The organism is Polaribacter dokdonensis (genome assembly GCF_024362345.1).
In the GTDB taxonomy this organism is placed as follows: Bacteria; Bacteroidota; Bacteroidia; order Flavobacteriales; family Flavobacteriaceae; genus Polaribacter; species Polaribacter dokdonensis.
The window spans coordinates 2495196-2514164 of sequence record NZ_CP101505.1; the positions used below are offsets into that span (position 1 = coordinate 2495196).

19 protein-coding genes and 1 pseudogene are annotated in these 18969 nt (G+C 26.8%); 17 read left to right on the forward strand and 3 right to left on the reverse strand.

The window, feature by feature from the left end:
• Positions 1-64 precede the first annotated feature (64 nt).
• The 3 genes from LPB302_RS11065 to LPB302_RS11075 are packed head-to-tail and all read left to right on the forward strand — an operon-like array spanning position 65 to position 1685.
• Complete coding sequence (locus tag LPB302_RS11065; RefSeq protein WP_053973492.1) at positions 65-706, forward strand: Crp/Fnr family transcriptional regulator; 642 nt, start codon at positions 65-67, stop codon at positions 704-706.
• A gap of 56 nt (positions 707-762) precedes the next feature.
• Positions 763-1059 (forward strand): thioredoxin, encoded by a 297-nt coding sequence (gene trxA, locus LPB302_RS11070; protein WP_053973491.1) that lies wholly within the window; start codon positions 763-765, stop codon positions 1057-1059.
• Between the two features lie 44 nt (positions 1060-1103).
• The gene (locus tag LPB302_RS11075) at positions 1104-1685 is read left to right on the forward strand and encodes a methyltransferase domain-containing protein (RefSeq protein ID WP_053973490.1); all 582 of its coding nucleotides are present in this window, start codon (positions 1104-1106) and stop codon (positions 1683-1685) included.
• 50 nt (positions 1686-1735) lie between these two features.
• On the opposite strand, the gene LPB302_RS11080 is transcribed toward LPB302_RS11075, so the two are convergent.
• The 3 genes from LPB302_RS11080 to LPB302_RS11090 all read right to left on the reverse strand — a co-directional run bounded on the left by LPB302_RS11080 (position 1736) and on the right by LPB302_RS11090 (position 4506).
• The gene (locus LPB302_RS11080; RefSeq protein WP_053973489.1) at positions 1736-2770 is read right to left on the reverse strand and encodes an alpha-amylase; all 1035 of its coding nucleotides are present in this window, start codon (positions 2768-2770) and stop codon (positions 1736-1738) included.
• Positions 2771-2846: 76 nt separating this feature from the next.
• Entirely contained in the window at positions 2847-3164 is a 318-nt protein-coding gene (locus LPB302_RS11085; protein ID WP_053975284.1) for a hypothetical protein, read from the reverse strand.
• A 163-nt stretch (positions 3165-3327) separates the two neighbouring features.
• On the reverse strand, positions 3328-4506 hold the full coding sequence (locus LPB302_RS11090) for an acyl-CoA dehydrogenase family protein (RefSeq protein ID WP_053973488.1): 1179 nt from the start codon (positions 4504-4506) through the stop codon (positions 3328-3330).
• A 175-nt stretch (positions 4507-4681) separates the two neighbouring features.
• On the opposite strand from LPB302_RS11090, the gene rnpA reads away from it, so the two are divergent.
• The 14 genes and pseudogenes from rnpA to LPB302_RS11160 all read left to right on the forward strand — a co-directional run bounded on the left by rnpA (position 4682) and on the right by LPB302_RS11160 (position 18934).
• Positions 4682-5080, forward strand: coding sequence for a ribonuclease P protein component (gene rnpA / locus LPB302_RS11095; protein WP_053973487.1), 399 nt, complete (start codon positions 4682-4684; stop codon positions 5078-5080).
• The gene (locus LPB302_RS11100) at positions 5061-6695 is read left to right on the forward strand and encodes a S41 family peptidase (RefSeq protein ID WP_053973486.1); all 1635 of its coding nucleotides are present in this window, start codon (positions 5061-5063) and stop codon (positions 6693-6695) included. Before rnpA ends, LPB302_RS11100 begins: the two co-directional genes overlap by 20 nt.
• A 27-nt stretch (positions 6696-6722) precedes the next feature.
• Positions 6723-8405: a DUF6909 family protein gene (locus tag LPB302_RS11105; RefSeq protein ID WP_053973485.1), complete on the forward strand. Its 1683-nt coding sequence runs from the start codon at positions 6723-6725 to the stop codon at positions 8403-8405.
• A gap of 25 nt (positions 8406-8430) precedes the next feature.
• Positions 8431-9477 (forward strand): hypothetical protein, encoded by a 1047-nt coding sequence (locus LPB302_RS11110; RefSeq protein WP_053973484.1) that lies wholly within the window; start codon positions 8431-8433, stop codon positions 9475-9477.
• 1 nt (position 9478) lies between these two features.
• On the forward strand, positions 9479-9682 hold the full coding sequence (locus LPB302_RS11115; RefSeq protein ID WP_053973483.1) for a GDP-mannose 4,6-dehydratase: 204 nt from the start codon (positions 9479-9481) through the stop codon (positions 9680-9682).
• Positions 9634-9999 (forward strand): annotated as a pseudogene (locus LPB302_RS11120) (sugar phosphate nucleotidyltransferase); the annotation flags it as partial. The gene LPB302_RS11115 and the pseudogene LPB302_RS11120, both read left to right, overlap by 49 nt.
• Entirely contained in the window at positions 10000-10539 is a 540-nt protein-coding gene (gene rfbC, locus LPB302_RS11125) for a dTDP-4-dehydrorhamnose 3,5-epimerase (protein ID WP_053973482.1), read from the forward strand.
• Between the two features lie 14 nt (positions 10540-10553).
• Positions 10554-12374: an asparagine synthase (glutamine-hydrolyzing) gene (gene asnB / locus LPB302_RS11130; protein WP_053973481.1), complete on the forward strand. Its 1821-nt coding sequence runs from the start codon at positions 10554-10556 to the stop codon at positions 12372-12374.
• A complete protein-coding gene (locus LPB302_RS11135; RefSeq protein ID WP_218132993.1) occupies positions 12365-12802 on the forward strand; it encodes an FAD synthase family protein in 438 nt (145 codons plus the stop codon). The genes asnB and LPB302_RS11135 overlap by 10 nt, the downstream gene beginning before the upstream one ends.
• Positions 12803-12816: 14 nt before the next feature.
• Complete coding sequence (locus tag LPB302_RS11140) at positions 12817-13989, forward strand: CDP-glycerol glycerophosphotransferase family protein (protein ID WP_053973480.1); 1173 nt, start codon at positions 12817-12819, stop codon at positions 13987-13989.
• A complete protein-coding gene (locus LPB302_RS11145; protein WP_053973479.1) occupies positions 13989-15233 on the forward strand; it encodes an oligosaccharide flippase family protein in 1245 nt (414 codons plus the stop codon). The genes LPB302_RS11140 and LPB302_RS11145 overlap by 1 nt, the downstream gene beginning before the upstream one ends.
• A gap of 561 nt (positions 15234-15794) precedes the next feature.
• Positions 15795-16655: an O-antigen polysaccharide polymerase Wzy gene (gene wzy / locus LPB302_RS13980; RefSeq protein WP_422903157.1), complete on the forward strand. Its 861-nt coding sequence runs from the start codon at positions 15795-15797 to the stop codon at positions 16653-16655.
• A 274-nt stretch (positions 16656-16929) separates the two neighbouring features.
• Entirely contained in the window at positions 16930-17847 is a 918-nt protein-coding gene (locus LPB302_RS11155; RefSeq protein WP_176966468.1) for an O-antigen ligase family protein, read from the forward strand.
• Positions 17840-18934, forward strand: coding sequence for a glycosyltransferase (locus LPB302_RS11160; protein ID WP_053973476.1), 1095 nt, complete (start codon positions 17840-17842; stop codon positions 18932-18934). Before LPB302_RS11155 ends, LPB302_RS11160 begins: the two co-directional genes overlap by 8 nt.
• Positions 18935-18969 lie beyond the last annotated feature (35 nt).

Consider the following 18969-nt stretch of genomic DNA (forward strand, 5'->3'; position numbering starts at 1 on the left):
GATGCCTTAATAGTTTTTCTATGTGTTTTTGAATCGTTAAATTTATACATAGAAATATAAATACATGTCTGAGTTTAACACAAAGCTAATTTCCAACTTTGGTTATTTGTTCGAAGATGCACTTCTAAAAGAAATAGAAGAAGTAGGCATCTATAAAACTGTGCCCAAAAATGAAATAATTATAGATATAGAAGATAATATAAAAGCAATGCCATTATTATTAAATGGAGCTATAAAAATCTTAAGAGAAGATGAAAAAGGAGATGAGCTAGTTTTATATTATTTAGAAAAAGGAGATACTTGTGCAATAACTTTATCTTGTTGCTTAGGTAAAACAAAGAGTAAAATTAGAGCGGTTTCAGAAACCGACATTGAGCTTATTATGATTCCTAAAGAAAAAATGGCAGAATGGTTAAGCAACTATAATTCTTGGCAATCGTTTATTTTACATAGTTATCATTCTAGAGTAGATGAACTTTTAGAAGCAATAGATACTATTGCATTTTTAAAGATGGATGAACGATTGTTTAAATATCTAAAAGATAAAGCTATGGTTACTAGTGATGATAGAATTTATACAACACACAAAGAAATTTCTGAAGATTTACATACCTCTAGAGTTGTAATTTCCAGATTGTTAAAAAAATTAGAGAATGAGGGTAAAATTCAACTTTTCAGAAACAGTATTAAAATGTTAGAATTGTAACATAGGTTACCAATAACAGATATTTAAAATTTTACTTTTGATATAAAAAGAAAAACATGAGCAGTTTTACAGATATCATAAATCAAGATAAACCAGTTTTAGTCGATTTTTTTGCAGAATGGTGTGGTCCTTGTAAAATGATGAGCCCTATTTTAAAAGAAGTAAAGTCAGATTTAAAAGATAAAATTTCAATTATTAAAATAGATGTTGATAAAAACCAAAGTTTGGCTGCAAAATTTCAGGTGAGAGGAGTACCAACATTTATGCTTTTTAAAGACGGAAAGCAAGTTTGGAGACAATCTGCAATGTTGCAAAAACACGATTTAATTGCAGTAATTAAACAATATAGTTAATAAATTAAAACACCTTATTTAGGTGTTTTTTTATACCTTAATAAATGATATTTAACGAAGATTTTTGGGATAATAAATACAAAACCAATAAAACTGGTTGGGATTTAGGCCAGGTTTCACCACCATTAAAAACCTATTTTGATCAACTAACCAATAAAGAGTTAAAAATTCTAATTCCTGGAGGAGGTAATTCTTATGAAGCAGAATATTTATTAAACACTAGCTTTACTAATGTTTATGTGGTAGATATTTCTAAACTAGCTTTAGAGAACTTAAAGAAAAGAGTACCAAATTTTCCGTCATCTAATTTAATTCATCAAAACTTTTTTGACTTAGAATTAAAGTTCGATTTAATTATTGAACAAACCTTTTTCTGTGCCTTAGACCCTAACTTAAGAAAAAACTATGTTCATAAAATGCATAGTTTGTTAAATGAAAATGGCAAATTAGTGGGTTTACTTTTTGATGCCAAATTAAATGAAGATCATCCACCTTTTGGAGGTGATAAAAAAGAGTATATAGCATTATTCAAAAATCAATTCGATATAAAGATTTTAGAAGATTGTTACAACTCAATACAAAATAGACAAGGTATGGAGTTGTTCTGTAAATCTATTAAAAAATAAAGGTTGATAGTATTCTATCAACCTTTATAAGCAAAGTAGTAAATTTAAATCTACAATGCATACTGTAAACCAACAGTAATAGTTTCCTTTCTCTCTAATTGAATACCATTTGGTTTTTGATATATAGGTGATGAAAATTCAAAACCTAAACGTAAATCTTTAAAGGTGCCTTTGCTAGCATAAAGATTAAATCCTAATCCTCCATTTAGATAGGTGCCTCCTGAATTTTGGGTATCTGCAGTTGTTACCATTATTGGATTCAAATTAAGGTTTACACCTCTTATTTCATCAACAAATAAACCTTGAATTCTTGCAGAAAAACTAATCCAATTTGTTGCTTTTACTGCAAACCAGTTGTTAAAACTTACTTGATTTCCAAATGCATACTCATCTGAATTTGTTCCAAAACGAAGTGTAGTGTTTAATTGACTTCCCCAAGAAAATGACTCTTTTTGTCCTAAATAAGTAACTCCTAAATTTGTGTCAAAAGTACCTGAGCCAATTTGCATAGGATAAGGTAGTAAGATTTCATTAGGAGAGCTCATAGGTGTTATATCCATTTCAGAAATACTTCCTATTGGCAAAGAAAAGGTAATATTACCATGAAAAGATTGCTGATTTTTATTCATGAATTTATAAATCATTCCTAACTTAACATCACCAAAACCTGATGAAGAAGTAGAAAAAGGAGTAACCACACCCATCATTCTCATTTGTAAATCCATGTCATTATTAATTATGCTAGCCATAGCTAATAAGGTAATTTTATCAGAAGGCGCATACATTGTGCCAAACATGTGCATTTGCATTGGCATTTTTAGTGGTGTAAACATGTATCCAGCATCATGAGCTGCATCATTAGAAATTGAATTAGATTCAGAAAGTAAACCTTCCATATTCATGTTCATAAATCTATAAGAAAACATCCAGCCACCTTTTCCATGATAATGATCTGCCATTACAGAAATTGGTGCATGTCCATCTGGTCTAGAACTAGACCAATTATTTTTTTCAATTTCTTGCGCTACTATTTGTTGACTTAAGAATACTAAGATTCCTAAACCAATTATTTTTATTGATTTCATCAATTTAATTTTTAATAAATAATTTATAAGTTGTTATATCAGAAATATTTCTGATAGGTAATCTTCGTTAAATTAATTAGCAAATTGGTGGATGAAATACGTTGTATGCGTTTAAATAAGTATATTGATTCTTATAAAAATGATTGACTTTTAACAAGTCATCAGAGAAGTTATTTTGTTTAATGTCTATAAACTTTACAAACCCAATAGGATATTCATCCATTTGAATTCTTAACGATTGATAATCTTTTTCTTGTTGCTCTTCTAATTTTTGCATCAATTGACATTTACCATTACAACTTAGTTCTGGTTTGTCTGTATTTATACAAAGTACTTTAGAAATGTAATCGTAGTTAATGGCATATTCTACAAAAGGCGCTATTGGTTTTAGCATAGCTACCAAGTATAGAAAAACAAGAAAAAGAGATGAAATTCTTTGAATCAAATCGATTATAAATTATGTAACAAAATTACATTTGAAGAATTTAATATAAAATTATTTTAACAAAAAAAACACCATTTATATATGGTGTTTTTTTGTCTGATTTAGATTTTTTTTATTTAAATCCGTTTAAACCTGTAATGTCTAAACCTGTAATAAGTAAATGAATATCATGTGTACCTTCATAAGTAACAACACTTTCTAAATTCATCATATGACGCATAATAGAATAATCACCAGAAATACCCATACCACCTAACATTTGTCTTGCTTCTCTAGCTACCTTTAAAGCCATTTCTACATTATTTCTTTTTGCCATAGAAATCTGTGCTGAAGTAGCTTTACCTTCATTTTTTAATGTACCAAGTCTCCAAGCTAATAGCTGAGCTTTGGTGATTTCTGTAATCATTTCAGCCAATTTCTTTTGTTGTAATTGAAACTGGGCAATAGGTTTACCAAATTGTTCACGCTCTTTTGCGTATCTCAAAGCAGTGTCATAACAATCCATTGCAGCACCAATTGCACCCCAAGAAATTCCATATCTAGCAGAATCTAAACAGCCTAAAGGTGCTCCTAAACCAGATTTGTTTGGTAATAAATTTTCTTTTGGAACTTTAACATTATCAAAAATAAGCTCACCAGTTGCAGAAGCACGTAAAGACCATTTATTATGTGTTTCTGGAGTAGAGAAACCCTCCATTCCACGTTCTACGATAAGGCCATGAATTCGACCTTCTTCATTTTTAGCCCAAACTACAGCAACATCACAAAAAGGAGCGTTTGAAATCCACATTTTAGCTCCATTTAATAAATAATGATCGCCTTTATCTTTAAAATTGGTTTCCATACCTCCAGGATTTGAACCATGATTTGGTTCAGTTAATCCAAAAGAACCCATCCATTCTCCAGAAGCTAATTTTGGTAAATATTTTTTGCGTTGTTCCTCATTTCCATAAGTAAAAATTGGGTACATCACTAAAGAAGATTGCACAGAAGCTGTAGAGCGAACTCCAGAATCTCCTCTTTCTATCTCTTGCATAATTAATCCATAAGAAATTTGGTCTAAACCAGCTCCACCAAATTCTTCTGGTATATAAGGTCCAAAAGCACCAATTTCTGCTAATCCATTAATAATTTGTTTTGGAAACTCTGCTCTTTGAGCATAATCTTCAATAATTGGAGAAACATCACGTTTTACCCATTCTCTAGCAGAATCACGAATTAGTTTGTGTTCTTCAGAAAGTAAATCATCTATATTATAATAATCTGGTGCTTGATATAAGTCTGGCTTCATCTCTAATTTGAATTTTTAAATGTGTAATATTTAACAAAAATATCAATATTTGTTTTATTTATAACAAATAAAATCAAAAATTACGCTGTGTTTAGCGTATATAAAAATACATAAAATTTAAAGTTACTTCAAAGAAACGTTTTAAAAGTTATTGTTTTCTGTTAAGTTTGTATTGATGAAGTATACCCTTGGCAAACAAGAAAGATTAAAAAGTAAAAAGCTTATAGAAAAGCTATACAAAGAAGGTAGTTCTGTAAAAGCGTTTCCATTAAGAATGGTTTTTTTACAAACAGAACATACTTCAGATTATCCTGCACAAATTGGCGTTTCTGTAGCAAAAAGAAACTTTAAAAAAGCACCAGATAGAAATCGACTGAAAAGGTTGATGCGTGAAAGTTATCGTCTTCAAAAGGAAATTGTTTACAACAATTTAGATGTTCCTTATGTTTTTATGATTTCGTATCTTGGGAAAGAAGAAAAGGATTATGAAGAAATTTATGCTAAAATGAATAAGTTATTGAATTTATTCATCAAACAGATACAAAATATACCCAATGAAGAACATGATTCGTAAACATAAAATAGCACTAATTCTATTGTTTTCTGTGCTGTTTTTATCATTTTCAGTTAAATCTAAATTTTTTGAAGTAGCCAAACAGATAGAAATTTATAATTCATTGTTTAAGGAATTGAACATGTATTATGTAGATGAAATTAATCCTGCAGATTTAACAGATAAAGCAATTAAAAATACGTTGAAGGATTTAGATCCTTACACCAACTTCTATAATGAGCAAGATGTAGAAGATGCAAAAATTAGAAGAGAAGGCGAATATGCAGGTATTGGTGTTTCTGTGTATTATACAGATAAAGGAATACAACTTAAAGAAATTTACAAAGGTTTTTCTGCAGATAAATCTGGTTTAAAAGCAGGGGATATCATTATTTCTGTTGATGGCCAATCTTTAAAAAATATGGAACGAGATGAACTTTCTATGTTTTTAAAAGGAACACCAAATACAAGAGTTAATGCTAAAGTTTTAAGACAGGGTCTAGTAATTGATAAGATTTTGGTTAGAGAAAAAGTTGAGGTGAATCCTGTACCTTACTATAAAATGATAGATGATGAAACTGGTTATATTACCTTAACTCGTTTTAACAATAAAGCATCATCAGAAGTTAAAAAAGCGTTTGTTGCCTTAAAGGAGAAAGGCATGAAAAAGCTGGTTTTCGATTTACGATCAAATCCTGGAGGTTCTTTATTAGAAGCAATTAATATTTCGAATTTTTTTATTCCAAAAGGTAAAACAATTGTTACCACAAAAGCTAAAATAAAGAAATGGAGTAATAATTACAGAGGCTCTAATGATGCTTTAGATTTAGAAATACCTATAGTTGTTTTAGTGAATGGCAGTTCAGCATCAGCATCAGAAATTGTTAGTGGTTCTTTACAAGATTATGACAGAGCAGTAATTATGGGTCAACGTTCTTTTGGAAAAGGATTAGTTCAACGTCAAAAAGAATTGACCTATGGTACACAATTAAAGCTAACGATATCTAAATATTATACACCAAGTGGAAGGTGTATTCAAGAATTAGATTACACCAATAGAGATTCTAAAACAGGAATTGTACCTAAATTTTCTGCAAGAGGAATTAATGCTTTTAAAACAGCTAATGGACGAACTGTTTATGATGGAGGAGGTATTATGCCAGATGTAGAAATTAAATTATCTGAAAAAACAGAAGCGACTAAAGCTCTAATTAGTTCTAAGGCTTTATTCAATTTTGCTACAGATTACTATTATCAGAATGAAAATATTGCAGATTCTGAGAGTTTTAATTTCACAAAAACTGATTTTAAAAATTTTGCAAAGTATTTAGAGAAAGATACTACGTTTTTAACTCCACAAGAAAAGTTGTTTGAAGAGGCATATAAATCGTCAAAAAAAAGTTTAATTTCTAAAGAATATGAAAGTTTAAAAAACAAATTAGTTGCTCAGAAATTAAGTGCTATTAAAAAGAACGAAGATATTTTGACTAGTTTGTTACAAGAAGAAATCTTATTAAAATATTATTACAAAGAAGGTGTTTATGAAAATCAACTTAAGAATGATGAGACTATTTCTGAGGCACTTAACTTATTAAAGAATCAACAAAAATATAACCAAATATTATCAGGCAAATAACTATATATTTGCAAGAGAAAATTTAGAATGTTACATACCAAAAATATAGAAAGAACAAGGGCTCAAGAGTCTACAAACGCAATTGAGAAGTTGTATATTTCAATGCGTCATTTATTTACAAGAGGGTTTTATAAACCTATGGGTGTTTCTGGTGAAACTTTACGTAAATCGTTATTGTTATTGCGTCCTGAAATTTATGGATCTATTGCAGAAGATAAAATTGAATTAGATGGTTTAGTTTATGTCATAGAAAGACTTCCTGAAGGAATAGAGCAATGTCAATTTATTAACCTTACAGCAGATGAAGGTTATAAGAATTCGCATTTTAAGGCTATAATTCCACCAAAGAGAAGAAGAAATTGCTATAGAATAGATAAAGATCAAATGAATATTGAAATTACCAGAGGTAGATCTGAGATTTATGATATTCTAACACATTTAACTTTTTTATTTATTGAATCGCATAAAATTCAAGAACGTGTCTCTATTAATGAAGGTGAAGATTTTACAAGAGAATGGCTTCACTTAGAGGATGTTGTTTTGCATAAAAAAGAAATATCTGAAGAAGAGAAAGAAGTAATTATTGTTCATTTAGGTAATATTTTAGGTAGAACTTTTGATGAGGTTTCTGCTACTTATAAAATATTTTCTACAGAAGAAAATCCGCATAAATTCTTTGGTTTAATTTATTGGTTAGGCAAATTAGCCATCAAAGAAGTTTTAGAAGGTAAGAAAAGAACAGTAACATTTAGCTCACTTTTAATAGAGGAAATTGGACATCATATATATGGTGAAATTTGGGCAAATGACATCAAACATATTTTAAAAGAATATCAGTTATTGCAAAGACCATTGCATATTATAAGTGCAAATATGCACAGTGTTTTGAATTCAATTTATGCAAAAGGAGCTTTGCCAAAAGAAGCAGAAAATCATAAAGAATTTGAGTTATATCAACTATTAAGTAATTCAGACAGCAAGCCATTGCAGAAAAAAGTAATGGATTATGCATCTAAAAACGGTTTGATTTATGTGAAAGATACATCTGGAACCAATATAAATGTTCAAATAATTGATACAGACAAAATAAATTTTGATGAATCTCCGTTTCAAAAACAGCATTCGTTAGAAGAAAAACCTGTGATTATAGTTATGGATTACGCTTTTGGTGAGCAAGCTTATGAAACTATGGATGAATTATTGAAACCTTATGAAGCAGCAAATGAGGATAAGGTTCATTTAGATGTAAAATCTATTTCAATAATGGGTAAAGCTGGTATTTTAGAAGGTGGTAAAGGAGATATTATGATTCCTTCTGCACATATTTTTGAAGGTACAGCAGATAATTATCCATTTAAAAATGAGTTAGACAAAGAAGATTTAGAGGGTTTTGGTGTAAAGGTTTTTGATGGTTCTATGATTTCTGTTTTAGGAACATCTTTACAGAATAAAGATTTATTAAAATTCTTTCATGACTCAACCTGGAATGTAATTGGTTTAGAGATGGAGGGTGCACACTATCAAAAAGCTATACAATCTGCCTCTAAAATTAGAGGAAATATTTCTGAGGATGTAAAAGTTAGATATGCATATTATGCATCTGATAATCCTTTAGAAACAGGAGCAACATTGGCTTCTGGAGGATTAGGTATGACAGGAGTAACACCTACTTATGCCATCACTCAAAGAATTTTAGAACAAATATTTTAAAATAAATTAGCTTCAATATAATATTATGTCAACCAATCAACAAAAAAACACCAACGAAGAAGAAGTAGATTTAGGATCTTTATTCGTAATTATTGGTAAAGGATTTAAAAACTTTTTCAATTTTATTGGTAGTATTTTTATAGGAATTTTTGATTTTTTAATCAATATTTTATTATTTCTGAAATCGAATATTATAAAAATTTCTGGAGCGCTAATTCTAGGTATTGTAATTGGTTTCTTTTTAGAAACGTCTAAGCCAGATGCTTTTGGGTCTGAAATGATACTTCAGCCAAATTTTAAAAGTACAAGACAACTTTATACTAATGTTAATTTTTATAATGATTTAGTAAAACAGAAAGATACAGCAACGCTTCAAAAAGTATTTAATATAGATAAAAATGCAGCTGCATCTTTAGAGAAATTTACAATTGAGCCTATTGTAATTGATAACGATATTATAAATGCTTATGATCAACTAGTGTTAGAGGTAGATACACTTACTATTAAAAGTTACGAATTTGAGTCTTTTAAAAATTCATTTACTGATTATGATTACAGTTATCATAAAATAAGTGTTATCGCAAAACAGAACAACATTTTTAATCAACTAGGTGAAGTTATTATTTCATCGGTTGAAGATAACAAGTATTTTGAGAGGTTTAAAAAGCTAACTAATGAAAACCTGAACAGAAAAGATTCTTTATATCGTGAAAATTTAAATCAATTAGATTCCTTAAGAAGGGTGTACATGCAGGTTATGTTAGAGGAAGCTAAAAACGAAAAAGCAGGTACAAGTATAGATCTAGGTTCCAACAATAAGAGATCTACAAGTGAGCTAGAACTGTTTAATACTAACAGAAGGTTAAATGTAGATTTAGAGGAAATTTCTGAAGAGAAATCTAGAAATTATAATGTTGTTAATGTAATTTCTAATTTTCAACCTATAGGATATGAGATTAAAGGAGTTACTGAGAATTATGCATTTTTATTGGGAATAGCTTTAGCAGGTTTAATGATTATAGCGCTACTTCTTATCAAATTAAATAGGTATTTAGAAAATTATAAAAAATAATATGCAAACCATACTCATTACTGGTGGAGCAGGTTTTATAGGATCTAATTTTATACCCTATTTTTTAGAGAATAATTCAGATTGTAAGGTTGTAAATTTAGATTTACTCACTTACGCAGGTAGTTTAGATAATTTGTCAGATGTAGAAAATCATCCAAATCTAATTATGCAGTTCCTGGAATCTATTTTTATGATAATTCTGTGATTAAAAAGGCGAAAGAATTAGAACCAAGTAAAAGAGGTGAATTAGAAATAACTGATATTAATAAAGCCTATTTACAAGATAAAAAATTATCTGTTCAAATATTAGATAGAGGCACAGCTTGGTTAGATACAGGTACATTTAAATCATTAATGCAAGCAAGTAACTTTGTTGAAGTTATTGAAGAAAGACAAGGTTTAAAAATTGGTTCAATAGAAGAAGCTGCATATAGAAGTGGATTTATAAATAAAAAACAATTACAAAAATTAGCAGAACCACTTTTAAAAAGTGGATATTCTATTAATTTATTAAAAATATAAATGAAGATAACCGAAACTTTTTTAAAAGATTGCTTTATTATTGAACCAAAAGTTTTTAAAGATAGTAGAGGTGAATTTTTTGAAGCATTTAATCAAAAATTGTTTCAAGAAAAAACAGGTTTAAATGTAAAGTTTGTGCAAGATAATCAGTCTATATCATTAAAAGGTGTTGTTCGAGGTTTGCACATACAAAAAGGTGAATATGCTCAAGCGAAATTGGTTAGAGTAATACAAGGTAGAGTTTTAGATGTAGTTGTTGATGTAAGGGAGAAATCAGATACGTTTGGTAAAGTTTTTTCAATAGAATTATCAAAAGAAAATCAGTTGCAATTATTTATTCCAAAAGGATTTTTGCATGGTTTTTCAGTATTAGAAGATAATACTATTGTAACCTATAAATGCGATAATTATTATAATAAAGAATCAGAAGATGGGGTTATTTATAATGATCCAATTTTAAATATAGATTGGAAATTGAAAACAAATGAAATCATTCTCTCAGAAAAAGACGCTGAATTAAAACTATTTAAAGAAATATAAATTTAAAATTATATATGTGTGGTATTAATGGTTTTTATTCAAAAACTAACATATTAAAAGCAAAAGAGAGAATTGCTAAAATGAATTTAGCAATAAATCATAGAGGACCAGATGCTCAATGCTTTTCTGAATATGATAAAAACGTTATGCTAGGACATGTTAGACTTAGTATTATCGATGTTAGAAGTGTCGCAAATCAACCAATGTTTACAAATTCTAAAAAATGGGGTATTGTATTTAATGGTGAGATTTATAATTTTAACGAAATAAAACAAGAACTCAATTATTCTTTTATAACAAATTCAGATACAGAAGTAATAATTGCTGCTGTAGAAGAATATGGTATAGATTGGTTTTTATCTAAAGCAAATGGAATGTTTGCCATAGCTCTATTTAATTATGATGAAGAAAAGTTATATTTAATTAGAGACAGAATGGGTATAAAACCATTTTATTACTTTAAAGAGGATGAAAAAATCATATTTTCTTCAGAAATAAAAGGAATCTTATCTAGTGGATTAATTGAACCAGTTTTTAATGAATCTGCTATAGATGAATATTTAGGAAATAGATACATAAGAGCACCTTATACTTTCTTTAAAAACATTTTACAAATTAAACCTGGGTCTTATTTAGAAGTTAATAAAGACTTATCTATAACAGAGAAAAAATACTGGGATTTACCTAAAGAATTTAATACATCTACCTCTTTTAAAGAAGAAGAAATTATAGCAGATTTTGATCAAGAACTTAATAAAGCCATTAAATATCGTTTAATATCTGATGTACCTTTAGGTACTTATTTAAGTGGAGGTGTAGACTCAAGTATTATAACTGCAATTACTGCAATAAACTCAGAAAAAAAAATCAATACCTATACTATTGGTTTTAAAGAGTTAAATGAGTTTAATTATTCAAACATTATTGCAGATAAATACAATACAAATCACCATGAAATTTTAATGGATAAAGATGAATATATTGATAAGTGGAAAGAGCTTATTAAATATAAAGATGCTCCATTAGGTGTTCCAAATGAAATTCCTTTAGCTTTAATGTCTACCAAACTAAAAGAAAAAATAACTGTAGTTTTATCTGGTGAAGGTGCAGATGAACTGTTAGGAGGTTATGGAAGAATCTTTAGACTGCCTTTTGATTATGAAAATCATACAAAAGAAAAAAGTTTCTATGATACTTTTATAAATAATTATGAGTATGTACCAAGAGCACTTAGAGATAAAGTTTTAAATACTACTAAAGAGTACAGAAAAATTTTTGATGATGAGAATATAGAAACATTTTCTAAGCATTCAAATGAAGAAAACATATTTAGATTTTTTCATAAATACCATGTAAAGGGTCTTTTACAAAGGGTAGATATGACTACAATGCAAACCTCTGTAGAAGCAAGAGTTCCATTTTTAGATCATAATTTAATAGAGTTTTCATATAAAAAAATACCCTATAGTCTTAAACTAAAGTGGGTAAATAATACCACAAAAGAAGAGGCTAAATTTAAAATTGCAAAAGATTATAGTGAAGTTTTAGATATACCTAAATATATTTTAAGAAAGTTATCTTATAAATATTTGCCTAAAGAAATTATAGAAAGGAAAAAGGTTGGTTTTCCAGTACCTTTAAATAATTGGTTTAGTAATTTAGAAAATCTTGCAAAAGAAAACCTTTTAGAATCTAATTGGCTAAAAAAAGAAGCTATACAAGATTTAATATTTAAAATTAAAGATGAAGAAAGAGCAGGTCAAATATTATGGATGTTTCTAAATATAGAATTTTTTAAAGATAATTATTTTAATAAAAATTGGAAATGGGATTAGAAAGTAAAAAAATGATAGGATATACTTCTGGTGTTTATGATCTTTTTCATGTTGGTCATTTAAACCTTCTTAAAAACGCCAAGGGTTTGTGCGATCATCTAATTGTTGGGGTTACTTCTGATGAATTAGTTGCCTACAAAAATAAAAAAGCTGTTATAAATCATTCAGAAAGAATGGAAATTATAAGAAGCATTAGATATGTAGATGCAGTTGTACCTCAAAATGACATGGATAAATTTAAAATGTGGGAGAGGCTAAAGTTTGATGTTATGTTTGTGGGTGATGATTGGTTTAAAAGTGAAAAATGGAAAAAATTAGACAAACAATTTAAAGATGTTGGTGTAAAAATTATCTATTTTCCATACACAGAAGGTACATCATCTACGTTAATTAATGAAACTCTTATAAATTTAAGAAACCATAAGTAAGATTAAGAAAAGGTATGATGAAAAATAAAGTTATTGGTTTTTTAATAAATTTTTTAAAATCATTTATTAAAAAAAAACGTAAAATAGTTTATCATAGCTTTCCAGATTTTACAGATAATAGCTTTGCAACATTTGTTTATGTATCAAATAATCTTCCAGAATATAAAAATATTTGGCTTGTAGATAGTTTAGAAAAAAAAGATTTTTTTTTAAAACTTATAGCAAATTACACAGCATCAGAAAATTATATTATTCTAAAAAAGAAATCTATCAAAGGTTTTTTTCATTATTTAACTGCTGAACTAGTTTTTCATACACATGGTTTATTTAATGAGTTTGGTTTAATTAAAGATCAAAGAAAAATTAATCTTTGGCATGGAATGCCAATTAAAAAAATTGGTTTTTATGAAAGTTTAGATAGTAAAGTTCCTTTTTCTAATGTGCATCTAGCTACATCAGAATTTTATCAGAAAATTTTAATGAAAGCTTTTGGAGCCAATAAAAAGCAGACTCAAATTATTGGGCAAACAAGAAATGATTTCCTTTTAGACAATAAAATAACTATTCATCATTTATTTAATGATGATAAAATTTATGAAAACACAATACTCTGGATGCCTACTTTCAGAAAATCTGTGGTTAGAGATTTAAGAACTGATGGTAGTATTGAAATAGATAAAGATTTTTTACGAAATGAATATTTAGTAAAATTAAATAAATTTTTAGTTGATTGTAATTCAATAATCTATGTTAAGTTACATCCTATGGACTATAGAGGTTTAGATGATTTTGATTTTTATACAAACATTAGGTTTTTAAGTAATAATACATTTGTAGAAAAGGGTATAAATATGTATTCTACTTTTAATTCATTTGATATTCTATTAACAGACTTTTCTTCTATCTATATAGATTTTCTTTTGTTAAACATACCTATTGGATTTGTTTTTTCAGATTTTGAAGAATTTAAAGATTCTAGAGGTTTCGTATTTGAAGACCCTTTAAAATACATGCCAGGTAAAATAATATCTAATGAAAACGAATTAGAAATATTTTTAACAGAAACTATTATCAATAAAATAGACACTTACACAGAAAAACGAACTGAAATAAAAAATCTGTTTCATAAATATACCAGTAATTTTAATGAGCATTTATTTAAAAATCTTTCAAAATATGAGTTTTAATGAATCTGATTAAAAACAAAGATTATCTAATAATCTTAAAAAACTTTTCTTTTTTAAGCCTTTTAAAATTTTTTAATATCGGCTTTAAATTTGTTTTAGTTGCATACTTAATTCGAGTTTTTGGCACTAAAATTTATGGCTTATTAACTTGGGCAGATTCAGTTATACAGTTTTTTTTAATATTTATTAATTTTGGGTTTAATGTATATGCAGCAAAGTATATTGTAGATAATAGAGGTGATATTCAAAAAATAAATGAAGTAGTTTCATCAATTTACATTATAAAATTCTTGCTATTTCTTTTCTCTTTTATAGTTTTATTTGGTATTTCTTTTTTTGATCCTTTTTCAGATAATATTCACTTATTGTACCTTTTATTGCTCCTAGGTCTTGGAGAAGTTTTTTTTCCCATTTGGTTTTATCAAGGTGTAGAAAAGTTAAAAACAGCTACTTTAATCATCTTTATTTCTAGACTGTTTGTAATAACATGCACTTTTATATTTGTTAAATCTCAAAATGATCTTTTAGTATATGTTTGGCTTTTAATAATTTCAAATATTATAATGGGTTTTTTGGGTTTACGTTCTTTAAAAGTAGATTATAATATTCAATTTTATTTAGTTTCAATAAATAAGATGTATCAATATTTTAAGGCAGCAATCATGTTTTTTTTAGGTAGGTTTTTGTCTTTGGTTTTTAATTATGGAACTATTTTTTTAATAGGTATTTATACATCTATGGATGACGTTTCTGGTTTTGACACTGCCTCTAAAATTGTGTTTATATGTGTAATACCTTTTGAAATGATTCAGCAAGCTGTTTTTCCAACAATATCTAGAACTTTAGATAAAAAATTATTGGTTAAGCTAATTGCTTTAAGCTTATTTTTTGGTTTAATTATGTATAGCATAATTAACTATTTTTCAGAAGAACTTATGGGTTTTTTAGGTGGAGATGAATTGGTGAAATACGCTTCAACTCTTAAAACACTTGCATTATTAATACCTTTAATTTCTTTAACCTATATACTAGGTACTTGTGCATTGGTTGCATTTGGTTTTTTTAAACAATACAACAATTCTTTAATTATCAGTTCTATACTATATATTGTTTTTGTATTGATTTTATATGTTCTTGATAAAATTACTTTCATGAATTTAATTTATTTACGAATTCTATCAGATTTTGTTTTAGTTTTTACAAGAGGATTTTACGTTGTTAAAAATAAAGTCTTAAGTTTATAATTGTTTATGAAGTTAAAATCTATTTTTTTTACATTTTTTATTGCTATTTACTTACCATTAATATTGTTGACTAAAATTCCGTTTTTAATAAAAACACTTTTTACTTTAAATTTTTTGGTTTTAGCAACATTAACTTATTACTATTTATTTAGAGATAAAAAATTTGCACCTATTCTCTCCTCTTATATAGTATTTAACTTTTTGTTCTTTCTTATAGCACCAATGTTACAAACACATAATGTTTATGATACAGAAAATTTAAATTTACCAACAAAATTAGTTTACAGAGATTATCTAATAATAAAAACAAATATTTTAGTATTACTTTTTAATATAGTTTTTTTTGTTTTTTACAGATATTTTAACGCAATAAAAAGTAAGGTAATAATTTATAAAAAAAATAAAAATTTACCATTTCATATTATTATTTTCTTCTTTATAAGCATCCTAATTTTTATTTTAAATTTTAAACATATACAATATGAATATTTAAATAGTAATTATTTTGATTTAGAAGGTACATCAAAATCTAGTTTATTAATTAAAGAAAAAATAATATTAATGTTTCCATTTATGGCTTTTATTATGGCTATTGGTTATTTAAGAAACAAGAAAAAAACTAAAAATTATTATTATATTTTATTTGTAACTATTTTATTATTGATATTGGTTTTACTTATAAAAAACCCATTAACAGAAAAAAGAAACGCATTAGGCCCAATATACATTACACTTATATTTCTAATTATACCAAGACTATTAAATACCAATTTTAAAATATTAGTATTTCTATTTATGTCTATGATAGTTGTTTTTCCTACAATATCATTAATTACTCATTCAGGTTATACTTTAAAACAGCTTATAAATAACCCAAATCTCTTTCTTAAAAAAGCGAATGAACATGGTATAACAAATACTTTTACATCATTAAATTATGATGCATTTATAAATTTTTCTGGCACTATTGAATATGCTGAAAAAAACTCTTTATCTTATGGTAAACAACTTTCTGGAGGATTGTTCTTTTTTGTGCCGAGAAAAATATGGGAGAATAAACCAATTTCTAGTGGAGAGTTTATAGGAAATTACCTTAGAGATACCTATGGTAATAAGTATAGCTTTACAAATTTATCTAATCCTTATGTTTCAGAAGGATATTTAAATTTTGGCATTTTAGGAGTAATAATGTTTGCAATTTTTTTAGCATTTTTTATGTCTAGGATGACAAATTGGGTTAATGGAGACAATCAGTTAAAAAAAGCAGCATCATTTTATGCAGCTATTCATTTAATCTTTTTCTTAAGAGGAGATTTTACAAACGGATTTGCATTCTTATTTGCAACTTTCATAGTGGTTTTATTGATTCCAAAAATTTACTTTTCACTTTTTAAAAGAGTTGATTATGAAAGTATTAAATAATATAACTCTTCTTTTAGTTTATTTAAACGCTAGTCTTTTAGTATTTCCAGATAAAATAAAGCCATATCTTATTTTTAGTTTATTCTTATCTATTGCTCTTCGTAAATTTAAATTAAAAACAAAACAAAAATACAATCATAAAAAACTATTTATAAGTATCGGTTTTTTTTGCATTTTAATTGTTAGTTGTTTTTTGTCTGAAAATAGTTATGTTGGATTCAAAAAATTAGAGTCTAGTGCCTCTCTAGTAGTTTTTCCATTAATTTTTTACCTTTTGGCAGGAGATAGCCAAATTCTTAACACTAAATCTTTTAATGTTATAAAGAAAATTATAGTTTTTACTACACTTTTCTTTTTAGTTTTTTCATTTAGTTATTTTTATATAACAGAGCCTTTTTACACTTTTAAAAGTACGTTAGTACATTATTCTAACTTAATAAATATCAGAAATACAGGATTTTTAATTCATCCAATTTACCTATCCATTTATACAGGAGTATCAATCATTTTTTGTTTAGATTTATTTTTAAAGGATAAAAGATATGTCTTTTTTGCTTTATCATTAATCTTATTGGTTTTTATGGGAATTTTAAATAAGAAAGGCCCAATTTTATCACTTGTCTTAGTTGGTGTTTTTTATGTTTTTAAAGAAAGATTGTATTTTAAAAAAAGCATTTATTTAATACCAGTTTTTTTACTTTTATTGGTTGCTATTGTTTTTCTGCCTAAGTATAAGGATGTAAATGGTTTTGTAGAACTTAAACATTTAATTGAGCAAAAAAGTAAAACAAGTTCATCTACTGGTATTAGATTACAAATTTATGATTGTGCAATACATAAAATAACAGAATCACCAATTTTAGGCTATGGAATAGGAGATGTAAATGATGTTTTAAACAATTGCTATTTAAACTCTAAAACATTACCAGTAGAAAAAAACTATAATACACACAATCAATATTTTAGCTTTTGGTTGTCTGCAGGTATTTTGGGGTTAACTGCATTTTTATTTTATTTATTTACTGTATTAAAAATAGCTAAAGAACAAAATTTCAAAATTTTTTATCTAATAAGCCTATTTTTTATATTAAATATGTTAACCGAAAATATTTTAGAAAGAGAAGATGGTGTTATCTTTTTTTCATTCCTTATTAATTTATATTTATTTAAAAATGATGTAATTGATGGTTAATATAATTCATGTATTAGAAGATTTTTCTTTATCAAGTGGAGGGTTAAGAACTGTTGTAAAAAAGTTGAATGAAAAACTTTTAGGAAATGGTTTAAATTCCAAAATAGTTTCAACAAGAAGTGAGGTAGAGGATGACATCATATTAGTTAATGGGGGTTCTATACCTTGGAGATATTCATCAAATTTAACTAAAGAATTAGATCAACTAAATAATAATAAAAAAATTGATTTAATACATATTCATGGTGTTTGGATGTACCCTCAATATGCCACAGCTAAATACGCTTTAAAAAATAATATACCTTATATCATAACTTGTCATGGAATGCTAGAACCTTGGTTATGGACAAAAGGAAAGTTTAAGAAAGAACAATATTTTAAGCATGTTGTTTACAAATATTTTGAAAGAGCAAATTATTTACATGCAATTACACCATTAGAAGCAAATGAGTTAAGTAAACTATTTCCAAAAAGTAAAATTAAAACTATTCCTAATTTAATTTCTCTAAATGCATCTGTTGTTGAAAACAACAATTTTAATGATAAATATATCTTATACTTAGGAAGGTTAGATGAAAAGAAAGGCATAGATATTTTAATAAATGCTTTTGCTAAATTAAATGATAAACAAATCAGATTAAAAATAGCTGGCGGATTTAATGACTATAAGAACGAATTAATTAAAATAGCTAAAGATTTAAATATCTTAGAAAGAATCGATTTTGTTGGTTTAGTAAAAGGATTAGAAAAAGAAAAACTTTATAAAGAAGCTTTTGTATTTGTGGCTCCTTCTCATTCAGAAGTTATTGGTATGGTTAATTTAGAGGCTGCCAAATACCATACACCAGTAATAACAACCTATCAAACTGGGTTATTAAAAGAATGGAATAATAATGGAGGTGTTTTAATTAACCTTTCAGAAAATAACCTTTATTCTGAATTGTCTAAAGCTGTAAACTGGTCTATAAAAGAAAGAAATTTAAGAGGACAAAAATTAAGAAATTTTATAGAAAAAGAATATTCTTGGAATACAAAAATTAAAGATTGGATTCATTTTTATAAAACTATAAAAAATGAAAAAAATTAGTTTTAGAAAGTGTTAGTTCATTTTTTAAATTATTA

Coding starts and splice junctions, on each gene's coding strand:
- LPB302_RS11085 (WP_053975284.1), bottom strand. CDS start 3,164: ATGCTAAAACCAATAGCGCCTTTTGTAGAATATGCCATTAACTACGAT.
- wzy (WP_422903157.1), top strand. CDS start 15,795: ATGTTTCCATTTATGGCTTTTATTATGGCTATTGGTTATTTAAGAAAC.
- LPB302_RS11115 (WP_053973483.1), top strand. CDS start 9,479: ATGCAAACCATACTCATTACTGGTGGAGCAGGTTTTATAGGATCTAAT.
- LPB302_RS11140 (WP_053973480.1), top strand. CDS start 12,817: ATGATGAAAAATAAAGTTATTGGTTTTTTAATAAATTTTTTAAAATCA.
- LPB302_RS11145 (WP_053973479.1), top strand. CDS start 13,989: ATGAATCTGATTAAAAACAAAGATTATCTAATAATCTTAAAAAACTTT.
- LPB302_RS11105 (WP_053973485.1), top strand. CDS start 6,723: ATGTTACATACCAAAAATATAGAAAGAACAAGGGCTCAAGAGTCTACA.
- rnpA (WP_053973487.1), top strand. CDS start 4,682: ATGAAGTATACCCTTGGCAAACAAGAAAGATTAAAAAGTAAAAAGCTT.
- LPB302_RS11065 (WP_053973492.1), top strand. CDS start 65: ATGTCTGAGTTTAACACAAAGCTAATTTCCAACTTTGGTTATTTGTTC.
- LPB302_RS11110 (WP_053973484.1), top strand. CDS start 8,431: ATGTCAACCAATCAACAAAAAAACACCAACGAAGAAGAAGTAGATTTA.
- LPB302_RS11080 (WP_053973489.1), bottom strand. CDS start 2,770: ATGAAATCAATAAAAATAATTGGTTTAGGAATCTTAGTATTCTTAAGT.
- LPB302_RS11100 (WP_053973486.1), top strand. CDS start 5,061: ATGAAGAACATGATTCGTAAACATAAAATAGCACTAATTCTATTGTTT.
- LPB302_RS11160 (WP_053973476.1), top strand. CDS start 17,840: ATGGTTAATATAATTCATGTATTAGAAGATTTTTCTTTATCAAGTGGA.
- trxA (WP_053973491.1), top strand. CDS start 763: ATGAGCAGTTTTACAGATATCATAAATCAAGATAAACCAGTTTTAGTC.
- rfbC (WP_053973482.1), top strand. CDS start 10,000: ATGAAGATAACCGAAACTTTTTTAAAAGATTGCTTTATTATTGAACCA.
- LPB302_RS11135 (WP_218132993.1), top strand. CDS start 12,365: ATGGGATTAGAAAGTAAAAAAATGATAGGATATACTTCTGGTGTTTAT.
- LPB302_RS11075 (WP_053973490.1), top strand. CDS start 1,104: ATGATATTTAACGAAGATTTTTGGGATAATAAATACAAAACCAATAAA.
- asnB (WP_053973481.1), top strand. CDS start 10,554: ATGTGTGGTATTAATGGTTTTTATTCAAAAACTAACATATTAAAAGCA.
- LPB302_RS11090 (WP_053973488.1), bottom strand. CDS start 4,506: ATGAAGCCAGACTTATATCAAGCACCAGATTATTATAATATAGATGAT.